The organism is Streptomyces sp. NPDC020597, from assembly GCF_044335095.1.
GTDB lineage: Bacteria > Actinomycetota > Actinomycetes > Streptomycetales > Streptomycetaceae > Streptomyces.
This window is the reverse complement of record NZ_JBIRUL010000014.1, coordinates 70651-89860: the sequence shown is the minus strand read 5'-3', so window position 1 is coordinate 89860 and position 19210 is coordinate 70651. Positions and strand designations below refer to the sequence as shown.

Below are 19210 nucleotides of genomic sequence, written 5' to 3'. Positions count from 1 at the left end.
GCGAGTGCGGACGGCCCGCACGGCGACGGATCGGGGTGTCGGATGCGTGGACTGCGACAATGGGCGGCAGCGACGGGCGCGTTGACGGCCGCGCTGCTCCTGCTTCTGGTGATGGCACCGCCCGCCGCTGCGGGCGGGCCGGCCAGCGCACTGCTGGTCTCGCCGACCAGCCGGCGGACAGCGTCGTTGTACGGCACGGACGAGAAGTACGCCCTCATGGAGAAGCTGGTCGCACAGACCGGATCCGAGCGCGGCGTGAGCCGGGAGGAGGCTCCGGACTGGGGGGCGGAGGCCACCTGGATGAACCAGATCGGCGACATGGTCACCGTGTCGTGGATGCTCCCGGACGCCCGGCCGTGGCGGACGGACCGGCTGTACGCGTCCACGCCCGACACCAAGGACGTCTGGATCCACACGACGCTGAACGTCGCTCAGGACGCCCTCTCTTCGGGCGTCGGGGGCTGGCACAGGGCGAAGCAGTCGGAGGAGCTGCGGGCGCTGCTCCGCGGCCTCGGGCTGTTGCGCACGCCCCCCGGAGCACCGCGGGACGCAGCGACCCCGACCGCCGCACCGCCGGAATCCGGGGCCGGCGCCGTCGGGACGACCACCAGGGCTCGCGCCACGACGGACACACCGGATCTCCTGGACCGGGCGGGCTGGGCGATTCCCGCCCTGGCCCTGGGACTGTTCCTCGGCTCGGAAGGCGCCGCGCTGCGCCGACGCCGTGCGTCGGCCCCGCACGAGCAGGCGCCGCCGCGGGAGCCCCGCCGGGAGTTGCTGGATTCCTGACCGGAGCGCCGAGGGGGTCGGCCGACCCGGTCTTGACCTCAACCGGACTTGAGCTTCTAGGTTCCTTCCAGAGCCGCGGGAATCCGACCGGCGGCACCATGCGGAGAGGTTCGCCGTGACCGAGCGAACCGCCCTTGTCGAGATCCCCGACCGCTACCGCTATGCCGTGATCCCGCACATCATGGTCGACGACGCCGCCGCGGCGATCGACTTCTACCAGCGGGCGTTCGGGGCCCGTGAGGACTTCCGGATCGACGCTCCGGGCGGCGGAATCCTGCACGCCGAGATCACCGTCGGACGGTCGGTCCTGATGCTGGGCGACGCCGGCCCGGAGACGGGCGCCTCCCCGTTCGCCGCACCCGCCTCGCTCGGCGGAGGCACCTCCGTCATGCTGCACGTCTTCGTACCGGACGTCGACGGTCTGGCGGAGCGCGCCGAGGCGGCCGGCGCCGAGATCCTCCAACCCCCGACGGACATGTTCCACGGTGACCGCACCGCCGTCGTCAAGGATCCTTCGGGGCACATGTGGGTGTTCCTGACCCACCTGGAGGACGTCTCGCAGGAGGAGCTCGAGCATCGCCTGGCCGCCGCCGGGTGACCGGCCCCGGCGGGCGGCGCGGGCCGGATCGTGACGTACCCGGGCGGCTACCGAGTGCTACTGGTGGTGGCCGTGAGTGCGGCGGTGGGGGCGGTGCCGGTGGGGCGGGTCAGAGGGGTGGACCGGCCGGGCGCAGTGACCGTCACAGGGCTCCGGCGTCCCGGGCCGTCCAGACGCTCGGGTAGATCGGCCGGAAGCCGAGCTCCCGGCGGATCCGCTGGTTGGACACGATCCCGAACCACGGGTCGGGGTCCGTGAGCTCGTGGAGCCCGGCGGGCACCCCGACGCCGTTGAGCTGGTAGAGCTCGACCGTCGTGACGGGGGCGTCATCGGCGATGTTGTAGATCCGGCCGGCGATGCCCGGCGCGTACAGCAGACGCAGCAGGCCCTGAGCGACGTCAGCGTGGTGGGCCATCTGCAGGCGCTGGTGCGGAGCCCAACGAGCTGCCCAATGCAAGGAGTTGGCGAGGTGCGGGTCGCCCTCGCCGTAGACGAAGGGGAGCCGTCCGATGCGGACGTCCAGGCCCTTGAGCGCGAGCAGTTCGCGCTCGGCCTCGGCCTTGGACTCGGGGTAGGCGCCCCACATCGCGCCGCCCGGCCGGCTCTCGTCCTCCTCGGTCAGCGGGCGGCCCCGTCCGACGCCGTACACGTTGTTCGTGCTGACCTGCACGAACCGCTCCACACCGGAGGCCTGCGCGGCGCGGCCCAGGGCCACCGCGGCGTCCCGGTTGACGGCCCACGCCTCCTCGTCCGACACCCCGCGGAAGGAGGCGGCGACGTTCACGACGGCGCCCACGCCGACGAGCGCCTTGCCGAGCGTCTCCTCGTCGCGCATGTCTCCCACGGCGACCTGGGCGCCCAGCTCCGCGAAGCGCTCGCCGCGGGCCGCGTCCCGCACCAGGACCCGCACCTGCTCGCCCGGCTGCCGCTGGACCAGCAGCCTCGGCACGAAGCGGCGTCCGACCTGTCCCGTCGTACCGGTCACCAAAGTCAGCATGATGTGCTCCTCACTCACTGTGTCGCCTGTCGTTGACGACCAGCCTCGGCCGACGCGGGGACGACGGCGAGAGACCTCTTCATCAGGGGATCGCCAGTCCCTGGATAAGCCGGCCGGCCTCCCGCACCCTGGAGAGGTGAACCGAGCCGAACTCGCCGACTTCCTGCGCCGCGCTCGCGCCCGCCTGGACCCCTCCGACGTGGGCCTCACGGCCGGAGCCCGCCGCCGTACGCCAGGGCTGCGCCGCGAGGAGGTGGCCCAGCTGGCCGGCATGTCCGTGGACTACTACACCCGGCTGGAACAGTCCCGGGGCCCGCGTCCGTCCCGCCAGATGCTCACCGCGCTGGCCCGCGCCCTGCGCCTGACGGAGGACGAACGCGACCACCTCTTCCACCTCACCGGTGAACAGCCGCCGCGCCGGGAGGCGACCAGCACGCACGTGCGCCCGGGCCTGCTCCTGGTGCTGGACCGGCTGGACGACACCCCGGCGATGGTGGCGACCGACTGCGGCGAGGTCCTGGCCCAGAACGCGCTGTCGCGGGCGCTGAGCGGAGACGTCCTCGCCCGTCCGCCCCGAGGACGCAACATGATCCGCCGCTTCTTCCTGGACCCGGCGGCCCAGGAGCTGTTCCCGCCCGAGGACCGCCCGGAGCGCGCCCGCGAGCAGGTCGCCGGCCTGCGAGCGGTGGCCTCGGCCCGCCCCACGGACCCCGAACCTGACGCCCTCGTCGCCGAACTGCGCGCCGCGAGCGAGGAGTTCGCCCGCCTCTGGGACGAACACCACGTCGCCGTACGCCGCGCCTCCACGAAACGCTTCCGGCACCCTACGATCGGCATCCTCGAACTCGACTGCGAGGTCCTCGTCAACTCCGACCACAACCAGCAGCTCGTCATCCACACGGCCCGCCCGGGCACGCAGTCGTACGAGCGCTTGCAGTTGCTGCGGGTGGTGGGCTTGCAGGACCTGACGCCGACGGGCTCCTGACCGCGTGCACGCCTTCGAGTTCGCTCCCTGCCTACCGCACATGCCCACGATCCCGAACTCCCGCGCCATCTGCGGCCGACAGCGGCACCACGTCTGCCACTGACCCTCTTCACCGAGCTCGACGGCTGAACTCCTCCCCCGGCGTGCTGCGGACCGCGGGCAGGAGCAGCGATCACGGTGAGGTCGAGGTCGTCCTGCCTCGGCGAGCGTTGACCCGGCGACAATTCGTCAACGGTAGGGTTCCCCGTCGTCCCTGGAGACGACGGCGTCTCCGGCCGTTCGCCAGGATCGGCTGCGTCGCGTCAGGGTCCAGCCCTCGGGAGCCCGCCGCGCGGCGCTGATCCATGCGGCGAGCTCGGGCAGGGCGTGCTCCTGCAGGACGCGGCGGGCCGCGGCCCGTTCGATGGACGGAAGCGGCATGACCCGGATGCGGAAGCTGTTCCACAGAGTGGGGTGAATGCCGCTGCCGTAGTTGGACGAGATCGGCGGAGTCCATTCGACGCACAGGAGCGTTCCGTCGCTGGGCGGCCGGTCGCCGAAGCCCACGTCGGCAGCGTCGGCAACCTGTTCGCCGAGGGCGGCGCGGATGTCGGATGCGGTGAGCGGCCACGACATGTCGCGCGGCAGTCTGCGGTTACGGGCCGGCACGAGCCCCAGGATGTCACCCCCGGCGGATTGCGTGCTCGATTTTTTCCCGTGCCCCGGCCTCGGCCTCCGCCGCGAAAGGCGACTCGACACCTACAGTGGGTGGCTGCTGACGGAGTGTCACTTCATGCACCGCCATGCCGGTCGGGGAACCGACACGCCCCTCCCCCTCGCACACCGCGGACGAAGGGTCCGCTCCCCGCACCGGGCGGAACCAGCCCCTGTCCTTCTCCCCTCGTCGGAGTCACCATGGCCCCGCCCACCCGCTCGCCGCGACCGTCTCGACCGCCCAGCTTCTACCGGGTGTCGATCCTGCCGATCATGCTTCTCCTCGCGGGCCTGATCCTGGCGGCGGTGTCCGTGGGATCGTGGCTGCAGTACACCGAACGGGAGGCGATCGACACGGTGCACACGGTCGGATCCCGGGCCGCCGACCGGGTGGACGTGGAGGCCACCGTCCAGAGCGTCGACGCCGCGGCCAGGGAGCTCGTGCTGCGCATCCGGGTCACACCGCGCGGCGCTCTCGGTGAGGATTCCGGGACCGCGCCGGTTTCCGATCTGAGTCTCCAGACCTCGGTGGCGACCCTCAGCGACCTGACGTACCGGGCACATGAGCGGCTCGCGCCCAAGGACGTGCAGGTCGCGCTCACCGGTGGATCGATCAGCGACTACCCCTTCGACACCTACGAGACCGACATCGAGTTCTGGGCGCTGATGGACGGCGACCCCGTGCCGGCGCGGATGCTCTTCTCCAACGCCGCCACTCTCTTCTCCGTCTCCACGACACCCACGGCGTCCGGGCAGGAGGCCGCCGTGGGGCTGAAGCTGTCCCGATCGGGCAGTCTGCTCGTCTTCGCGGTGTTCATGATGGTCGTGATGTGGGCGCTGGCGGGGTCCGTGCTGCTCGGATCCTGGTTCCTGGCGACCCGCGGCGAGGGCCTGGTCTGGCCTGCCCTGGCCTGGATGGCAGCCACGCTGTTCGCTCTCGCCGCGTTCCGCAACACCGCCCCCGGCTCACCCCCGATCGGCTGCGTGCTGGACTGGTTCGCCTTCTTGTGGGCCGAGACCGTCATCGCTCTGTGCCTGATCACCGTGGTCACCACCGGCGTGCGCTCCGCGCTCCGAGCCGCCCTCCGCTCGAAGGACTCCCCCGCCACGTAGGGGCCGTCCCTCACCGACCGCGGCGGCGGCCGTGGGGCAACACGGAACGGTACCCGCCAGAATGATGCAGAAACGAGGGGAATCCGCTGCGTGTTCTTCGATTCGCCGGGCAAGCGGACCAACGGAGGTTGATAACTATGGTTCCCCTGCTTCTCGTTCTTCTGCTGGCTCTGGTCCTCTTCGGCGCGGGATTCGCGCTCAAGGCACTGTGGTGGATCGCCGTCATCGTGCTGGCGGTCTGGCTGCTCGGTTTCGTCATGCGCAGCGCCGACACCGGCGGCCGCAGGGGCCGCTGGTACCGCTGGTAGCCCTCGACAACGGCTCCGTGGGCCCCGGGGAGAACCCGGGGCCCACAGTCGTGTCCCGAGAAACCGAGCGCCTTTGACGCCGGGAGGGCCCGGTCGTCGAGGGCGTCCAGGGCGGCCGCCTGCGCAGGAGCTCGCGTCAGCGCGTCAGCGCGTCAGCGCGTCAGCGCCGCAGCGACCCACCGACTCATCGCTCACCGACTCACCGACTCACCGACCCCATCGGGATCACACTTCGTAACGGCTCGCGATCGTGGCGGCACGCTCCCGCAGGGAGTCGCGCAGCCAGTGCGGGGCCAGTGCCTCGGCGTCTGTCGCGAGCTGCCACAGGGCCCATTCGGCGTGCCGCGCGTCCTGGAAGGTGGCCTCCACCCGCAACCATCCGTCGGTGTCCGGCACTTCGGCGACGACCGCCAACGCGGTGCCCTCCAGATCCTTCCGCCGCGTCGGGCTCACCCGAACCAGCACGGTGACCTGGTCGCCACCGGAGCGAAACCGTGTGCTGCGTTCCTGCCAGACGCGGTCCAGGTCAACGCGGTCGGACCGCACGGCCGGTTCGGCGAGTTCCTCCGCGGCCAGGATCCGGGACAGCCGGTAGGTGCGCTCCGTGCCCGATCGGGTGGCCAGCAGGTAGCCCTGGTCGCGAGCGGTGACCAGGCCGATCGGGTCGACCGTGCGCCACTTCGGGCTCTGGTCGACGGCCGCATAGTGGATGCGCAGCTTGTGTCCGCCGAACACCGCGCGCCGGACCTCGGTGACCACGGTGTCGGGCACCTCCTCGGCGGCGGCCAGCCAGCGCGCGAGGAGGTCGGTCTCCGGGTCGATGAGCACGCGCTGCGCCGCGCCGGCCGCGATGGCCCGATGACTTTCGGGCAACGCGTCCACCACCTTGCGCATGGCCGACGCGAGCGCCGAACCGAGGCCGAACGCCTGCGCGCCGGGGCGAGACCCGGCAACCAGCAGGGCGAGCGCCTCATCATGGTTCAGCCCGGTGAGCTCGGTGTGAAAGCCGGGCAACAGCGTGAAACCGCCGTGCCGACCGCGCTCGGCGTAGACCGGGACACCGGCCGCCGACAGCGCCTCGATGTCGCGCAGGACGGTGCGGGTGGACACCTCCAGTTCTCGTGCCAGCGTGGCCGCGGACAGTCGACCGTGCTGCCGCAGAAGCAGTACCAGCGATACCAACCGGTCGGCGCGCATCCGAAAACGCTACAGGAATACGTGACACACGATGTCGTGTATGCGTTGCGAGGCTTACCGGCATGACACAGACCCAGCGCCCCCAAGAGGCGATCCGCACAGCCCCCGCCCTGCTCAATCCGGAAGGTCTGCACGACCCGGTTCCGTTCGGGTACAGCCACACCGTCGCCGTCCCGGCAAGGACCGAACTGGTGCTGGTGTCGGGTCAGTACGGGTCGGGCCCGGACGGCGCTGTCGTCTCCGCCGACTTCACCGAGCAGGTCCAGCGTACGTTTCACAACATCGGCGTGGCCCTCGCCGCCCATGGGCTCGACCTCGGCCACGTCGTCCAGCTCAGGACGTATGTGGTGAACCACGACGTGAGCAGGCTGGGACCGATCGCCGCGGCCGTGCGGGCGGCCTGGGGCACCGAACCGCCCGTACAGACCCTCATCGGTGTCGCGAGCCTGGCCGCTCCCGACGTCCTGTTCGAAGTGGAGGCAGTCGCCGTCCGCGCCTGACCCGAGGGCGGCCGCGCCGGGTCGACCCGGCCCGCCGCACAGAGGCGAGCCGCCCGGCCTGGAGTCGGCCGGGCGGCAAGGCCCTTCTGTCTTCGTGGGGTTGAGTGCGGCGGGGCCGCCTGACACCTGCGTCCCCGCGCGGTACGGCGCGCGCCGTCAGGGGACTTACTCGGGATCGCGGTTGAACTGCGCCGTGGACCAGCGGTAGCCGAGCACGATCAGGCCGGCGCACCAGGCGATCGCGATCCACCCGTTGTTGCCGATCTCGGTTCCGAGCAGCAGGCCGCGCAGGGTCTCGATGGCCGGAGTGAACGGCTGGTACTCGGCGATCGGCCGGAACCAGCCGGGCATCGTGTCGGCCGGGATGAAGGCGCTGGACACGAGCGGCAGGAGGATCAGCGGCATCGCACTGTTGCTGGCCGCCTCGGGGTTCGGGCTGGCCATGCCCAGCCCGATCGCGATCCAGGTGAGCGCCAGGGCGAACAGCGCCAGCAGCCCGAACGCCGCGAGCCACTCCAGGAGGGTGGCGTCCGTGGACCGGAAGCCGATGGCCACGCCGACGGCTCCGACGAGGACCACGCTGGCGAGGCACTGCACCACACTGCCGACGACGTGTCCGACGATCACGGAGCCACGGTAGACCGCCATGGTGCGGAAGCGGGCGATGAGGCCCTCGTTCATGTCCATGGAGATGTACACGGCGGCCCCGATCACGGTGCTGCCGATGGTCATCATCAGAATGCCCGGGACGATGTAGGCGATGTACTCGGAGCGGTCCGCACCGCCGCCGCCGATGCCCGCGCTCATCACGTCGCCGAAGATGTAGACGAAGAGCAGCAACATCATGATCGGTGTGAGCAGCAGGTTCAGGGTCGCGGACGGGTAGCGCCACGCGTGCAGCAGATTACGGCGCAGCATCGTGGTCGAGTCGCGGACGGCGAGGGAGATCCGGGCCGGGCGGGCGGGAGTCAGGGAGGTGCTCATCGGGCGGTCTCCTTGGGCTGGTCGGCGATGTCGGCGGGGGCGGTGAGGGCGAAGAACACGTCGTCGAGGTCTGGGGTGTGCACGGTCAGTTCGTCCGCCTCGACGCCGGCCGAGTCCAGCCGGTCGAGGAGGGAACGCAGTTCGCGCTGGCTGCCGTCGCCGGGGATCCGCAGCGCCAGCGCCTCGTCGTCCCGCGTGGCGTCGGACAGCGCGGATGCGGCGGACCGGTAGGCGGCCGGTTCGGTGAAGCGGAGCCGGACGTGGCCGCCGGGGATCATGCGCTTCAACTCGTCGGCGGTGCCCTCGGCGGCGATCCTGCCGTCGTTCAGCACCGCGATGCGGTCGGCGAGTTCGTCGGCCTCCTGCAGGTACTGGGTGGTGAGGAAGACGGTGACTCCGTCGGCGACGAGTTCACGGATGATCTGCCACATGGTGTGGCGGGAGCGCGGGTCGAGGCCGGTGGTCGGTTCGTCGAGGAAGATGATCCTGGGGTCCCCGACCAGCGTCATGGCGATGTCGAGCCGGCGCTTCATGCCACCCGAGTAGGTGGAGGCGGGCTTCCCCGCCGCCTCGGCGAGGTCGAAGCGCTCGAGCAGTTCGGTGGCGACCCGCCGCCCCTCGCGCCTGGGCAGGTGGTGCAGGTCGGCCATGAGAAGCATGTTCTCCTCGCCGGTGATGAGGCCGTCGACGGCGGAGAACTGCCCGGTGACGCCGATCGCCGCGCGGACCCCGTCCGGTGACGTGGTGACGTCGTGTCCGGCCACCTGGGCCTGCCCGCCGTCGGCGGTGATGAGGGTGGAGAGGATCTTGACGGCGGTGGTCTTGCCTGCGCCGTTCGGTCCGAGCAGCGCGAACACCGACCCGGCCGGGATGTGCAGGTCGATTCCGTCGAGGACGATCTTGTCGCCGTAGGACTTTCGCAACCCGGCGGCGGAGATGGCGGCCGACGGCGCGCGATCGCCACCTGAATTGGATGTGGGCATGACAGAGAAAGGCATGTGGCCCTCCTGGGCGAAGACTGAAGTGATGGAGTGATGCGAAGAGTCGGGAATTCGACAGGGGGACCCGGCAGCGGGTGAAGGTCCTCAGACCTTGGCACGCAGGACGTCGATGTTGCCCCAGTTGGTCCGCGCGTGAAGCTTGACGACGTCCGCGGCCGACTCCGGGGGCTCGGACGCGGCGAGCGCGTTGCGCACCTGCCCTCGGTTCGAGCTGACGTCGAGCCAGGCGGCAGCTCCCTCGCGGATGCCGACCTCGATCGAGCCGTTGGAGGTCTCCAACCGGACTTCGCCGCGGCTGACTTCGGCGACGCGGAGGAGTCCGTTCGTGGTGGTGCCGGTGACCGACGCCTCGGCACGCCGAATGTCGATGGCACCATTGGCACCGTTCACCCGCAGCTCGCCGGTCACGGCGCCCACGGTCATGGCACCGTGCGAGTTCTTCAGGACGGCGGGGCCGTCGACGAGGCCGACGCGCACGTCGCCGGTGCTGCTGGTGATGTCGGCCCTGCCCTCGACCCGGTCGACGATGGTCGAACCGTGCGACGCCTTCAGTTGCAGCGGGCCGGTGGTGTCGAGGCGGACGTCGCCGGCCGAGGTCTTCACGCGCACCTCGCCGAGCCGGCCCTCGCTGAGCACCCTGACCCCGGCGCCCGTCACGTCGACGCCGGACCCGGTGGGCAGCTCCACCGTCACGTCGACGGTGCCGCCACGTCCGAGCAGATTGGCCTTGGGCGTGGTGACGGTCAGGACGCCGCCCGTGCAGCCGACCTCGGTCTGCTCGGCCGTGCGTACGTCCAGGTCCTTCTTCGGGTCGCGGGGTAGCACCTCGACGACGGTGTCGAGGCGGTCGCCGGCGGTGAACTGGATCGAACCGGCGTACACGTAGGCGGTAACCGAAATCGGTTCGGGAGTGTCGAAAGAAGGCATGGCTGTCCCGTCCTCTTGGGTCCTTGGGCTGTCCCCGCTGGTGAACGGGGCATGGGTGAAGTGGTGCGCATGCAGCGGTTGGAGCGGTTCGAACGGTGGGGCTGACGTGGCAGGGGTGGGCAGGAGGGGCGGGGACGCGATCAGCGCACCCAGCCCGTGAAGCTCTGTCCGACGGTCTGGGTCTTCTCCGGGCTACGTGACCGGGCTCCGCCGTCGAGCGCCGCCGACACGGTGCGCACCAGCCACGCGTTGACCGACAGGCCGTCGCGGGCGGCGGCCTCTTCGGCGCGGCCCTTGAGGTGGGCCGGCAGACGCAGGTTGACGCGAGCCGTGCCGCCTTCGTCGAGGTCGACCGACGCCGGGGCGCCCAGCGGCTCGGCAGGCGTGGCCGGCTCCGCGACGGTGCCGCCGTAGGTGGGCGGCGGGGTGACCACGAAGTCGGGGTCGAGCCCGCGCAGCCGTACGTCGACCGAACCCGGGGCGAGGTCGCGGGTGATCTCGTCCATCGCGGCGGAGAGCACGTTGAGCATCGTCAGCCGGGTGGCGGACTCCAGGGGCGCGGTGAGCCTCTCGGCCAGCTCGCGGGCTTCTTCGCCGCCGGCCTGGGCGGCCACCGCGAGCTCACGGCGGAGGGAGTCGACGTACGGGGTGAGGTCCATAACGCCATCATGGCACCACTGTGACGCCACACGCAAGGCGCATGGCGTCACCGAGCGAACCGGTATCGCGCGTGACCACTCTGACCTGCGGAAACCTTCTGACATCCCTCGTGAGCCATCATGGCGCCACACACCCTGCCGACCCTTCGGTGGCACCTGATGGCTCCGGATGGCACACGGTGGCGCCAGATGCCACCAAGCCTCACGACGGACGGCACCCTTGGCGTCGGTGACCCAGGCGATGAGGTTCTCGTCGACGGCGGCGTACCGGACGACGGCCCCGGAGCCGACGACCTTGCCGCCGCCCTGACCTCGGATGCGTTCCTCGCACCGCACGGCGTGCGCACGATACGGCCGCCGCATGACGGGCCGCCGACGTGCCACGGCCGGTCTTAACGCATCCCTGACGCCGCCGTGTGATCCATCCCTCGGCCGGCAGGTCACTCCCTGCATACGCTGATACCGCCGTCCGCGTGATGGCCGAAACCACACGCCGAACCGCACCCCGGGAGCACGCCGATGGCCACCACCGAACACCCGCCGCCGAGCCGTCTGCGGACGTGGATGCTCGAGGGCCTGTCCGACATGGGCAGGTCCGGCGGCCACACCGGCCCACACTCCGCGCCCGAGGCCCCGCACAAGGGCCAGCCCTGGTACCGGGTGATGTGCCTGACCGGCGTCGACTACTTCTCCACCCTCGGCTACCAGCCAGGCATCGCCGCCCTCGCCGCCGGTCTGCTCTCTCCGATCGCGACGATCGTCCTCGTCCTCGTCACCCTGGTCGGCGCCCTCCCGGTCTACCGTCGGGTGGCGGAGGAGAGTCCGCACGGCGAGGGCTCGATCTCGATGCTCGAGCGGCTGCTGTCCTTCTGGAAGGGCAAGCTCTTCGTCCTGACCCTGCTGGGCTTCGCCGCCACCGACTTCCTGATCACCATCACTCTTTCGGCGGCCGACGCCTCGACTCATCTCGTCGAGAACCCGCATCTGACCAGCTCGCTGCACGACAAGCAGTTGCTGATCACCCTGATCCTGGTCGCCCTGCTCGGGGCGGTGTTCCTCAAGGGCTTCCTGGAAGCGATCGGCGTCGCGGTCGCCCTGGTGGGCGTCTACCTCGCACTGAACGTCGTGGTAGTCGTCGTCGGCATGTGGCACGTCGCCACAGCGGGTCATGTGATCACCGACTGGGCCGACGCGCTCACCGCCGAGCACGGCAACGCCTTCGTCATGGTCGGCGTGGCGCTGCTCGTCTTCCCCAAGCTGGCGCTGGGCCTGTCCGGCTTCGAGACCGGCGTCGCGGTCATGCCCCATGTGAAGGGCGACGACGGCGACACGGAGGAAAACCCCCGAGGACGGATCCGCGACACCAAGAAACTGCTGACGACCGCCGCGCTCATCATGAGCGTCTTCCTGATCGCCACCAGCTTCATCACCACCCTCCTCATCCCGGAGAAGGACTTCGAGTCCGGAGGCCCGGCCAACGGGCGCGCCCTCGCCTACCTCGCCCACGAATACCTGGGCAACACGTTCGGCACGGTCTACGACATCTCGACCATCGCCATCCTGTGGTTCGCGGGCGCCTCCGCCATGGCCGGCCTGCTCAACCTCATGCCACGCTATCTGCCCCGCTACGGCATGGCCCCGCACTGGGCGCGGGCCGTGCGCCCGATGGTCATCGTCTTCACCCTCATCGGCTTCCTCGTCACGTGGATCTTCGACGCCGACGTCGACGCCCAGGGCGGCGCGTACGCCACCGGCGTGCTGGTCCTCATCAGCTCCGCCGCCATCGCGGTGACCATCGCCGCCCGCAAGGCCGGCCAGCGGGGCTGGACGATCGGCTTCGCCCTCATCTCCGCGGTGTTCCTGTACGTCACCGTCGCGAACGTCATCGAGCGCCCCGACGGCGTCAAGATCGGCGCCTGCTTCATCGCCGGCATCATCATCGTCTCGCTGCTCTCCAGGCTGGCCCGAGCCTTCGAGCTGCGCGTGACGAGCGTGACGCTGGACGACATGGCGGAACGATTCATCCGGGACATGGCCAGCCGGAAGATACGGTTCATCGCCAACGAGCCGGACCAGCGGGACAAGGCCGAGTACCGCGACAAGGTCGAGCAGATCCGAGCCGACAACGACATGCCGGAGCAGGAGGACTTCGTCTTCGTCGAGGTGACGGTGACCGACCCCTCCGAGTTCGAGTCCGGCCTGACGGTACGCGGTGAGGTCCTGCACAACCGCTACCGCGTGCTGACCCTGGAGTCCTCCTCCGTCTCCAACGCCCTGGCCGCCCTGCTCCTGCACGTCCGCGACTCGACCGGCTGCGTCCCGCACATCTACTTCGAGTGGACCGAGGGCGGCCCGTTCGCCAACTTCCTGCGCTTCTTCCTCTTCGGCCAGGGCGAGGTCGCCCCGGTCACCCGCGAGGTCCTGCGCGAGGCCGAGCCGGACCGCGCCCGCCGCCCCCGCGTCCACACCGGCTGAGCCTGCGGGCAACCGGCACCACGGGACCGGTCACGGCCCCGTGGTGAACCCGCCGATCGCAGTGCTAGCGATTGACGCTGCGCATCCCCGCCTCGTCGTATCGCTGCCCTGCCGCCTCGGGCAGCTCCGCGTCGATGCGGGCCAGGTCGTCCCCGGTCAGCACGATGGCGGTCGCGGCGGCGTTCTGCTCCAGGTAGGTCCGGCGCTTGGTGCCCGGGATCGGCACCAAATCCTCGCCCTGCGCCAGCACCCAGGCGATGGCCAGCTGGGCCGGAGTCACCTCCTTCTCGGCGGCGATCTCCTTCACCTTCTCCGCCAGCCGCAGGTTCGCCTTCAGGTTGGCGTCCTGGAAGCGCGGGTTCTCGCGGCGCCAGTCGTTCGCGTCCAGCTCGTCCAGCGAGGCGAACCGCCCGGCGAGGAAGCCGCGGCCGAGCGGTGAGTACGGGACGAAACCGATGCCCAGCTCACGGCAGGCGGGCAGCACCTCGGCCTCCACGTCCCGCGACCACAGCGAGTACTCGCTCTGCACGGCCGTGACCGGGTGCACGGCGTGGGCACGCCGGATGGTCTCCGCGCTCGCCTCGCTCAGACCGATGTACCGCACCTTTCCCTCGGCGACCAGCTCGGCCAGCGCGCCGACCGTCTCCTCGATGGGGACGTTCGGGTCGACCCGGTGCTGGTAGTAGAGGTCGATGTGGTCGGTGCCCAGCCGCTCCAGGGAACCGTGGACCGAGCTGCGGACATGCTCGGCCGAGCCGTCCTGCGGGCCGACCGTGCTGATGTCGCCGGGTACCGCGTCGTCCATCCGGTAGTTGAATTTCGTCGCGATCACATACTCCTCGCGATGCCCTCGGATCGCTTCGCCGACGAGTGACTCGTTGGTGAGCGGACCGTACATCTGCGCGGTGTCGAGGAAGTTCACCCCGAGCTCGAGGCCGCGCCGGACGGTCGCGATGCTCTCCTCCCGATCGGTGGATCCGTAGAAGGCGGACATGCCCATGCATCCCAGGCCTACGGCCGATACCTGGAGGTCCCGCAGACTGCGCTTCTGCATGTCGTATCCCAGCCTTTCCCTGCTTGTTCGTTCATCGTTCGTCGTTCGGACCGCCACGAGGCCCGCGCCCTCATCCATCTAGCGATGGATTCCACCTCCCGGCATCCCGTGAGCGGTCCGGGTCGTGCGGGTCTCGTGTGCCGCGGTGTCCGTGACGCTACGCCCTGGAGCGCACTCCAGCGCAAGCGCCGTCCAGGTACCCCGGGCGGGCTCCGTCGCCTCGCACCACGCCGAGCGATCGCCGTCCACTCGCCCGCACCTCTTGCCCAGACTATCGAATATCGATAGGTTTCCATCGTGATTCGATGGAAGGACGGGACGTGGGAAGACTGACAGTGGGCGCGCTGCGCGCCGTGCTCGTGGTGGTGCTCACCGGCACCCTGTTCGTACAGGCATCGATGGTGTGGGCGCTGGCCACCGACCCCGAAGACGGGTCCCTCCCCCTGACGCCGCTGCGAGTGATCACGATGCTGGGCATGGTCACGGTCCAGGTCGCGCTGGTCTGCGTCTGGCGGCTGGTGTCGATGGTGCGCCGCGGAACGGTGTTCTCCCACTCCGCCTTCCGGTACGTGGACGGAGTGATCGGCGCGATCGTCGCGGCCGCCCTTCTGTGGTTCGCGGTGACGGCCGTCAACGCGCCCGGCCAGCGTGACGACCCGGGTGTCACCGTCATCATGGGCGGGATCGGGGTGGCCATCCTCGGGATCGCGCTCATCGTGCTCGTGCTGCGGATGCTGCTCGCCCAGGCCGTCGCGCGCGACGTCGAAGCCGTTCGGATGCAGGCCGAGCTGGACGGGGTGATCTGATGCCGATCGCCGTCGACATCGACGTGATGCTGGCCAGGCGCAAAATGTCCGTGGGCGAACTGGCGGACCGCATAGGGATCACGCCCGCCAACCTCGCGGTGCTCAAGAACGGCCGCGCACGGGCAGTGCGCTTCGCGACGCTCGCCGCGCTCTGCGAGGTGCTTGAGTGCCAGCCGGGCGACCTGCTGCGCTGGGAGGCCGAGGACGCCGCAGGCGGATGACCGCTCCCCCGAGGCGGGCCATGAAAATGCCCTCCGGTTGTGCTTCAACTCAGCCATTTGCAGCGCCAGTTACGACCGAAAATGGCGGTAACTCCGGCACAACCATCCGCAGGCCACGCCCGTCACTTAAGGCAGGAGTAATGAACTCCTAAGCACACAAGGGGGAAATATGCGCTTCACTCACTCCATGTTGGGCGCCGCGGCCGTGGCGGCTGTGTCGCTGGGGGCCACGACCGCTCTCGCAGCACCCGCCTCCGCCGCACCCAACACCACACCGCAGAAAGTCTGCGGAAGCGGCTACAAGACCGTGAACTCCGCGGCCGTCGGCTCACTGGGCACCATCTACCTGACGTACAACGCCGCCAACGGCAACAACTGCGTCGTCACCATCCGCAACAACCCCGGCACCGCGGTGCCCATGTCCGCCTGGATCTATGTCCCCGACACCGACGAGGGCGACAACGACGACGGTAGCTACACCTCGTACGCGGGCCCCTCCTACGTCATCGGCAAGGGACACTGCGTCGACTGGGGCGGCAGCATCGCCACCACCTACGTACAGGTGACCGGCTCCAACTGCGCCTCTCTCAGCGAGCACCGGACCACCCACACCCGCTGATCCGTCCGCCCACCGCACCTGACAGAACGCCGGCCACCGGCCCTCAGCCCCGCCTCACGACCACCGACCGCAAGGCCGGACGAGGCGGGAGCCTGATCAGGCGGGAGCCGGCCGCAGGGCGCGGTGGCGCACGGCACGGCAGTCCACGACGGTCCGGCCCGCACCTCAGGGCCGGATCCCGCTCCGGCGGGGCGATCACGCGGCGATCTCAGCCGTCGTCGTGCAGGGGGAAGACGACAGGCGGCCCGTGATCGATCCGTCTGCCAGGAAGGTTCACATGGACGGTGACTTCGCGACGACGGTCCGTCGGCTCCGGTTGCGCGCGGGTCTCACCCAGGAGGCGCTGTCCGAGCGTTCCGGCGTCTCGGTCAGCACGATCCGCGGCATGGAGACCGGCAAGCGGCGCAACCCACAGCTGGCGTCGGTGCGTCAACTGGCCTCCGCGCTCGACCTACGGCCGGCCGAACTGGAAGAACTGCTGGCCGCGGCGGCCGGCGCGGCAGAACACCCGGCCCTCCCGGTCCCGCGCCAACTGCCCGCCCCACCGATGCCGTTCGTGGGCCGCCACCATGAACTGGACCGGCTGGACACCGCGCTGCGCTCCGCTGCGGACGGGGCGGCCCCTGTGGTCATCTCCGCGATCGCCGGGGCCGGCGGCGTCGGCAAGTCATGGCTGGCCCTGCACTGGGCCCACCGCAACGCCTACCGATTCCCCGACGGGCAGCTCTTCGTCGACCTGCGGGGCTTCAGCCCCGACAGCGAGCCCATGGACCCGGCCGTGGCGGTCCGCGGCTTCCTCGACGCACTCGGCGTCGACCCCGACCGCATCCCCGTCGCCCCGCATGCTCAGGCGGCCCTGTTCCGCAGCCTGGTGTCCGGCAAGCGGATGCTGCTGGTGCTCGACAACGCCGCGGACACCGCCCAGGTCACGTCACTGCTGCCGGGCGGGGACACCTGCACCGTGGCGGTCACCAGCCGCAACCGGCTGTCGGGCCTGATCACCGGCCACGGCGCCCGTCACCTGTCCGTCGGCACGCTCACCGACACCGAGGCCCGCGGACTTCTCGTCGCCCGGCTCGGCGCCGACCGCGTCGCCGCCGAGCCCTCCGCGGTCGAGGACCTCATCGGTCTGTGCGGCGGGTTCCCGCTGGCCCTGAGCATCGTCGCCGGCCGCGCCCACACCCATCCCCACCTGTCCCTGGCCGGCCTGGCCGACGAGCTGCGCGACGGCGCACTCGACCTGCTGGATGACGCCGATCCCGCCGCGAGCCTGCCCGCGGTGCTCTCGTTGTCCCACCGGGCGTTGACCGACGAGGAGGCCGAGGTGTTCGCTCTGCTCGCGGCCGCACCCGGGCCCGACATCGGTCTGCCTGCCGCCACCAGCCTCACCGGACTCGGCCGGATCCGGACCAGGGCCGTGCTGCGCAGGCTGGAGCAGGCGTCCCTGGTCGACCAGGACGCCGGCGGCCGCTACCGCATGCACGACCTCATCCGCCGCTACGCCGCCACCACCCGCCGCCTGCCCGACAGCACACGCGAAACGGCGTTGCGGCGGGTGCTCGACTTCTACACCCACACCGCCTACGCCGCCGACCGTCTCCTCGACTCCCACCGCGACCCCATCGAGCTCACCCCGCCGCCGGCCGGCTGCGACCCGGAGCCGCTGCCCGACATCCCGGCCGCGATGGACTGGTTCGACACCGAGCACAGGAACCTGCTCGCCGCCCAGCGCACCGCCGTCGCACATGCCTGCCACCACACGGCCTGGCAGCTGGCGTGGGCGCTGTACGACTTCCACTACCGACGAGGTCACCGCCACGATCAGCTCGGCGTGTGGCGGATCGCCGTGGACTCCGCCGGCCGGCTGCCCGACTCCGGCGCCCTGATACTCGCCTATCGGCTGCTGGGCCGTGCCCACGTCGTGCTCGGGCACCATCAGGAGGCGATCGCCGCGTTGAACCAGGCCCTCGTCCTGAGCGAGCAGCGGAACGACCGCGCCCTGCAGGCCCAGGCGCACTACACACTCGCGTCGATCTGGCCCGACGGCCGGCGCGCTCTCGAGCACGCCAGGCGCTCACTCGCCCTGTACCGGGGCCTCGACCAGCCGATCGGCGAGGCCAACGCGCTCAACGCCGTGGGCTGGTACGCCGCGCGTCTCGGAGAGCACGACACCGCACGCGAGCACTGCCAGTCGGCCCTCGCCCTCTACCAGCACCATCAGGACGTGAACGGCCAGGCGCAGACCCTGGACAGCCTCGGTTACATCGACCACCACAGCGGCCGGCACCACGACGCCGTCCGGCACTATCTCCAGGCCATGAGCCTCTACCGCGACCTCGACAACAGCTACGAGACCGCCGACACACTCGAACGGCTCGGTCACACCCACGCCGCACTGGGCCACGACGACCGGGCCCTCGACGTCTGGCGGCAGGCACGGCATCTGTACCGGCAGCAGGGACGCGATCGGGAAGCGGATCAGGTGGACATACAGCTCGACCGGCTGGGCCACGGGCGCGACCCGCACGGCACGCGCTGACCCCGCCCACCGGACACGCCCGGCCTCGCATCGACCGTCAGCTCACTCTCCCCCACGGCATGCGGCGACCGGGCGAGCAGCCGACACCGTCGACCGGTCACAGATGAACGGTCGGTGACCTGTCAGTCCATCCGGCAGGTCAGCAGGATGGTTCCCGTGACAGCACGGCGTGCGGTGCACAGCACGTCCCTGTCGAGCACTGAGTTCCAGGCGTCCCACCTGCTGAATGGACCCGACATGCCCCACTCCGCGAACACCCGCCCTCGTCCGCGCCGCACAGCGCGACGCCAGGCCGGCATCGCCACCGCAGCCGCCGCCCTTTCCCTGCTGGGCGCGTTCGCCGTACCGGCCGAGGCGGCCGACGCCGTCGAGCACTACGGCAATGCCGCCACCGGCTCCTGCCTCGACGACAGCTTCGCCTACGGTCTGCGCGGCTTCGGCTGCAACAGCCAGGACTTCCAGAACTGGCGCGTCCATGTGTGGAACGACGGCACCCGTCAGTTCCGCAACATCGCCACCGGTCGCTGCCTGTACGACGACGGAGTCACCCTCGACACCAGGTCCTGCAACTCCTCCAAGCAGCAGAGCTGGTGGGTGTGGCAGCGCGGCGGCGGCGCGATCTCCCTGGAGAACCAGGCGACCGGCGAATGCCTGGACGACAGCCAGTTCGGTCTGCGCACCATCGGCTGCCAGGCAGGCAACCCGCACCAGAACTGGCGGTGACCGCCTTCTCCAGGGGCCACGC

General features: G+C 70.5%; 20 protein-coding genes. 12 read left to right on the top strand and 8 right to left on the bottom strand.

The window, feature by feature from the left end; translation table 11 throughout:
- Window positions 1-42: 42 nt before the first annotated feature.
- The gene (locus ACH4ZA_RS24040; RefSeq protein ID WP_398431526.1) at window positions 43-789 is read left to right on the top strand and encodes a hypothetical protein; all 747 of its coding nucleotides are present in this window, start codon (window positions 43-45) and stop codon (window positions 787-789) included.
- 115 nt (window positions 790-904) lie between these two features.
- Window positions 905-1387 carry a VOC family protein gene (locus ACH4ZA_RS24035; RefSeq protein WP_398431525.1) on the top strand — a complete coding sequence of 161 codons (483 nt, stop codon included), beginning with the start codon at window positions 905-907 and terminating at the stop codon, window positions 1385-1387.
- Window positions 1388-1529: 142 nt separating this feature from the next.
- Here the strand turns inward: ACH4ZA_RS24035 and ACH4ZA_RS24030 are convergent, their stop codons facing one another.
- Window positions 1530-2384, bottom strand: coding sequence for an NAD-dependent epimerase/dehydratase family protein (locus ACH4ZA_RS24030; protein ID WP_398431524.1), 855 nt, complete (start codon window positions 2382-2384; stop codon window positions 1530-1532).
- Between the two features lie 136 nt (window positions 2385-2520).
- Here ACH4ZA_RS24030 and ACH4ZA_RS24025 point away from each other — a divergent pair, with 136 nt between their 5' ends.
- Window positions 2521-3369, top strand: coding sequence for a helix-turn-helix transcriptional regulator (locus ACH4ZA_RS24025; protein WP_398431523.1), 849 nt, complete (start codon window positions 2521-2523; stop codon window positions 3367-3369).
- Between the two features lie 228 nt (window positions 3370-3597).
- Here the strand turns inward: ACH4ZA_RS24025 and ACH4ZA_RS24020 are convergent, their stop codons facing one another.
- On the bottom strand, window positions 3598-4017 hold the full coding sequence (locus tag ACH4ZA_RS24020) for a hypothetical protein (protein WP_398431522.1): 420 nt from the start codon (window positions 4015-4017) through the stop codon (window positions 3598-3600).
- 246 nt (window positions 4018-4263) lie between these two features.
- On the opposite strand from ACH4ZA_RS24020, the gene ACH4ZA_RS24015 reads away from it, so the two are divergent.
- Window positions 4264-5175, top strand: coding sequence for a DUF4436 family protein (locus ACH4ZA_RS24015; RefSeq protein WP_398431521.1), 912 nt, complete (start codon window positions 4264-4266; stop codon window positions 5173-5175).
- A gap of 137 nt (window positions 5176-5312) precedes the next feature.
- Window positions 5313-5483 carry a hydrophobic protein gene (locus tag ACH4ZA_RS24010; RefSeq protein WP_307022079.1) on the top strand — a complete coding sequence of 57 codons (171 nt, stop codon included), beginning with the start codon at window positions 5313-5315 and terminating at the stop codon, window positions 5481-5483.
- Window positions 5484-5708: 225 nt separating this feature from the next.
- On the opposite strand, the gene ACH4ZA_RS24005 is transcribed toward ACH4ZA_RS24010, so the two are convergent.
- Window positions 5709-6680, bottom strand: coding sequence for a helix-turn-helix transcriptional regulator (locus ACH4ZA_RS24005; protein ID WP_398431520.1), 972 nt, complete (start codon window positions 6678-6680; stop codon window positions 5709-5711).
- A gap of 62 nt (window positions 6681-6742) precedes the next feature.
- On the opposite strand from ACH4ZA_RS24005, the gene ACH4ZA_RS24000 reads away from it, so the two are divergent.
- On the top strand, window positions 6743-7180 hold the full coding sequence (locus tag ACH4ZA_RS24000) for a RidA family protein (RefSeq protein WP_398431519.1): 438 nt from the start codon (window positions 6743-6745) through the stop codon (window positions 7178-7180).
- Between the two features lie 165 nt (window positions 7181-7345).
- On the opposite strand, the gene ACH4ZA_RS23995 is transcribed toward ACH4ZA_RS24000, so the two are convergent.
- The 4 genes from ACH4ZA_RS23995 to ACH4ZA_RS23980 form a co-directional block, all read right to left on the bottom strand.
- Window positions 7346-8164 (bottom strand): ABC transporter permease, encoded by an 819-nt coding sequence (locus ACH4ZA_RS23995; RefSeq protein ID WP_398431518.1) that lies wholly within the window; start codon window positions 8162-8164, stop codon window positions 7346-7348.
- Window positions 8161-9147, bottom strand: coding sequence for an ATP-binding cassette domain-containing protein (locus ACH4ZA_RS23990; protein WP_398431637.1), 987 nt, complete (start codon window positions 9145-9147; stop codon window positions 8161-8163). Before ACH4ZA_RS23990 ends, ACH4ZA_RS23995 begins: the two co-directional genes overlap by 4 nt.
- Before the next feature lie 102 nt (window positions 9148-9249).
- On the bottom strand, window positions 9250-10092 hold the full coding sequence (locus tag ACH4ZA_RS23985) for a DUF4097 family beta strand repeat-containing protein (protein ID WP_398431517.1): 843 nt from the start codon (window positions 10090-10092) through the stop codon (window positions 9250-9252).
- 140 nt (window positions 10093-10232) lie between these two features.
- Window positions 10233-10751: a hypothetical protein gene (locus tag ACH4ZA_RS23980; RefSeq protein WP_398431516.1), complete on the bottom strand. Its 519-nt coding sequence runs from the start codon at window positions 10749-10751 to the stop codon at window positions 10233-10235.
- A gap of 519 nt (window positions 10752-11270) precedes the next feature.
- On the opposite strand from ACH4ZA_RS23980, the gene ACH4ZA_RS23975 reads away from it, so the two are divergent.
- Window positions 11271-13226: an amino acid transporter gene (locus ACH4ZA_RS23975; RefSeq protein ID WP_398431515.1), complete on the top strand. Its 1956-nt coding sequence runs from the start codon at window positions 11271-11273 to the stop codon at window positions 13224-13226.
- A 64-nt stretch (window positions 13227-13290) separates the two neighbouring features.
- Here the strand turns inward: ACH4ZA_RS23975 and ACH4ZA_RS23970 are convergent, their stop codons facing one another.
- Window positions 13291-14280 (bottom strand): aldo/keto reductase, encoded by a 990-nt coding sequence (locus tag ACH4ZA_RS23970; RefSeq protein ID WP_398431514.1) that lies wholly within the window; start codon window positions 14278-14280, stop codon window positions 13291-13293.
- Between the two features lie 320 nt (window positions 14281-14600).
- On the opposite strand from ACH4ZA_RS23970, the gene ACH4ZA_RS23965 reads away from it, so the two are divergent.
- The 5 genes from ACH4ZA_RS23965 to ACH4ZA_RS23945 all read left to right on the top strand — a co-directional run bounded on the left by ACH4ZA_RS23965 (window position 14601) and on the right by ACH4ZA_RS23945 (window position 19188).
- The gene (locus ACH4ZA_RS23965) at window positions 14601-15086 is read left to right on the top strand and encodes a DUF2975 domain-containing protein (RefSeq protein ID WP_398431513.1); all 486 of its coding nucleotides are present in this window, start codon (window positions 14601-14603) and stop codon (window positions 15084-15086) included.
- Window positions 15086-15307 carry a helix-turn-helix domain-containing protein gene (locus ACH4ZA_RS23960; RefSeq protein ID WP_398431512.1) on the top strand — a complete coding sequence of 74 codons (222 nt, stop codon included), beginning with the start codon at window positions 15086-15088 and terminating at the stop codon, window positions 15305-15307. Before ACH4ZA_RS23965 ends, ACH4ZA_RS23960 begins: the two co-directional genes overlap by 1 nt.
- Window positions 15308-15476: 169 nt before the next feature.
- Complete coding sequence (locus ACH4ZA_RS23955) at window positions 15477-15926, top strand: spore-associated protein (RefSeq protein ID WP_398431511.1); 450 nt, start codon at window positions 15477-15479, stop codon at window positions 15924-15926.
- Window positions 15927-16203: 277 nt separating this feature from the next.
- Window positions 16204-18465, top strand: coding sequence for an ATP-binding protein (locus ACH4ZA_RS23950; protein ID WP_398431510.1), 2262 nt, complete (start codon window positions 16204-16206; stop codon window positions 18463-18465).
- 237 nt (window positions 18466-18702) lie between these two features.
- Entirely contained in the window at window positions 18703-19188 is a 486-nt protein-coding gene (locus ACH4ZA_RS23945; protein ID WP_398431509.1) for an RICIN domain-containing protein, read from the top strand.
- Window positions 19189-19210: the final 22 nt, after the last annotated feature.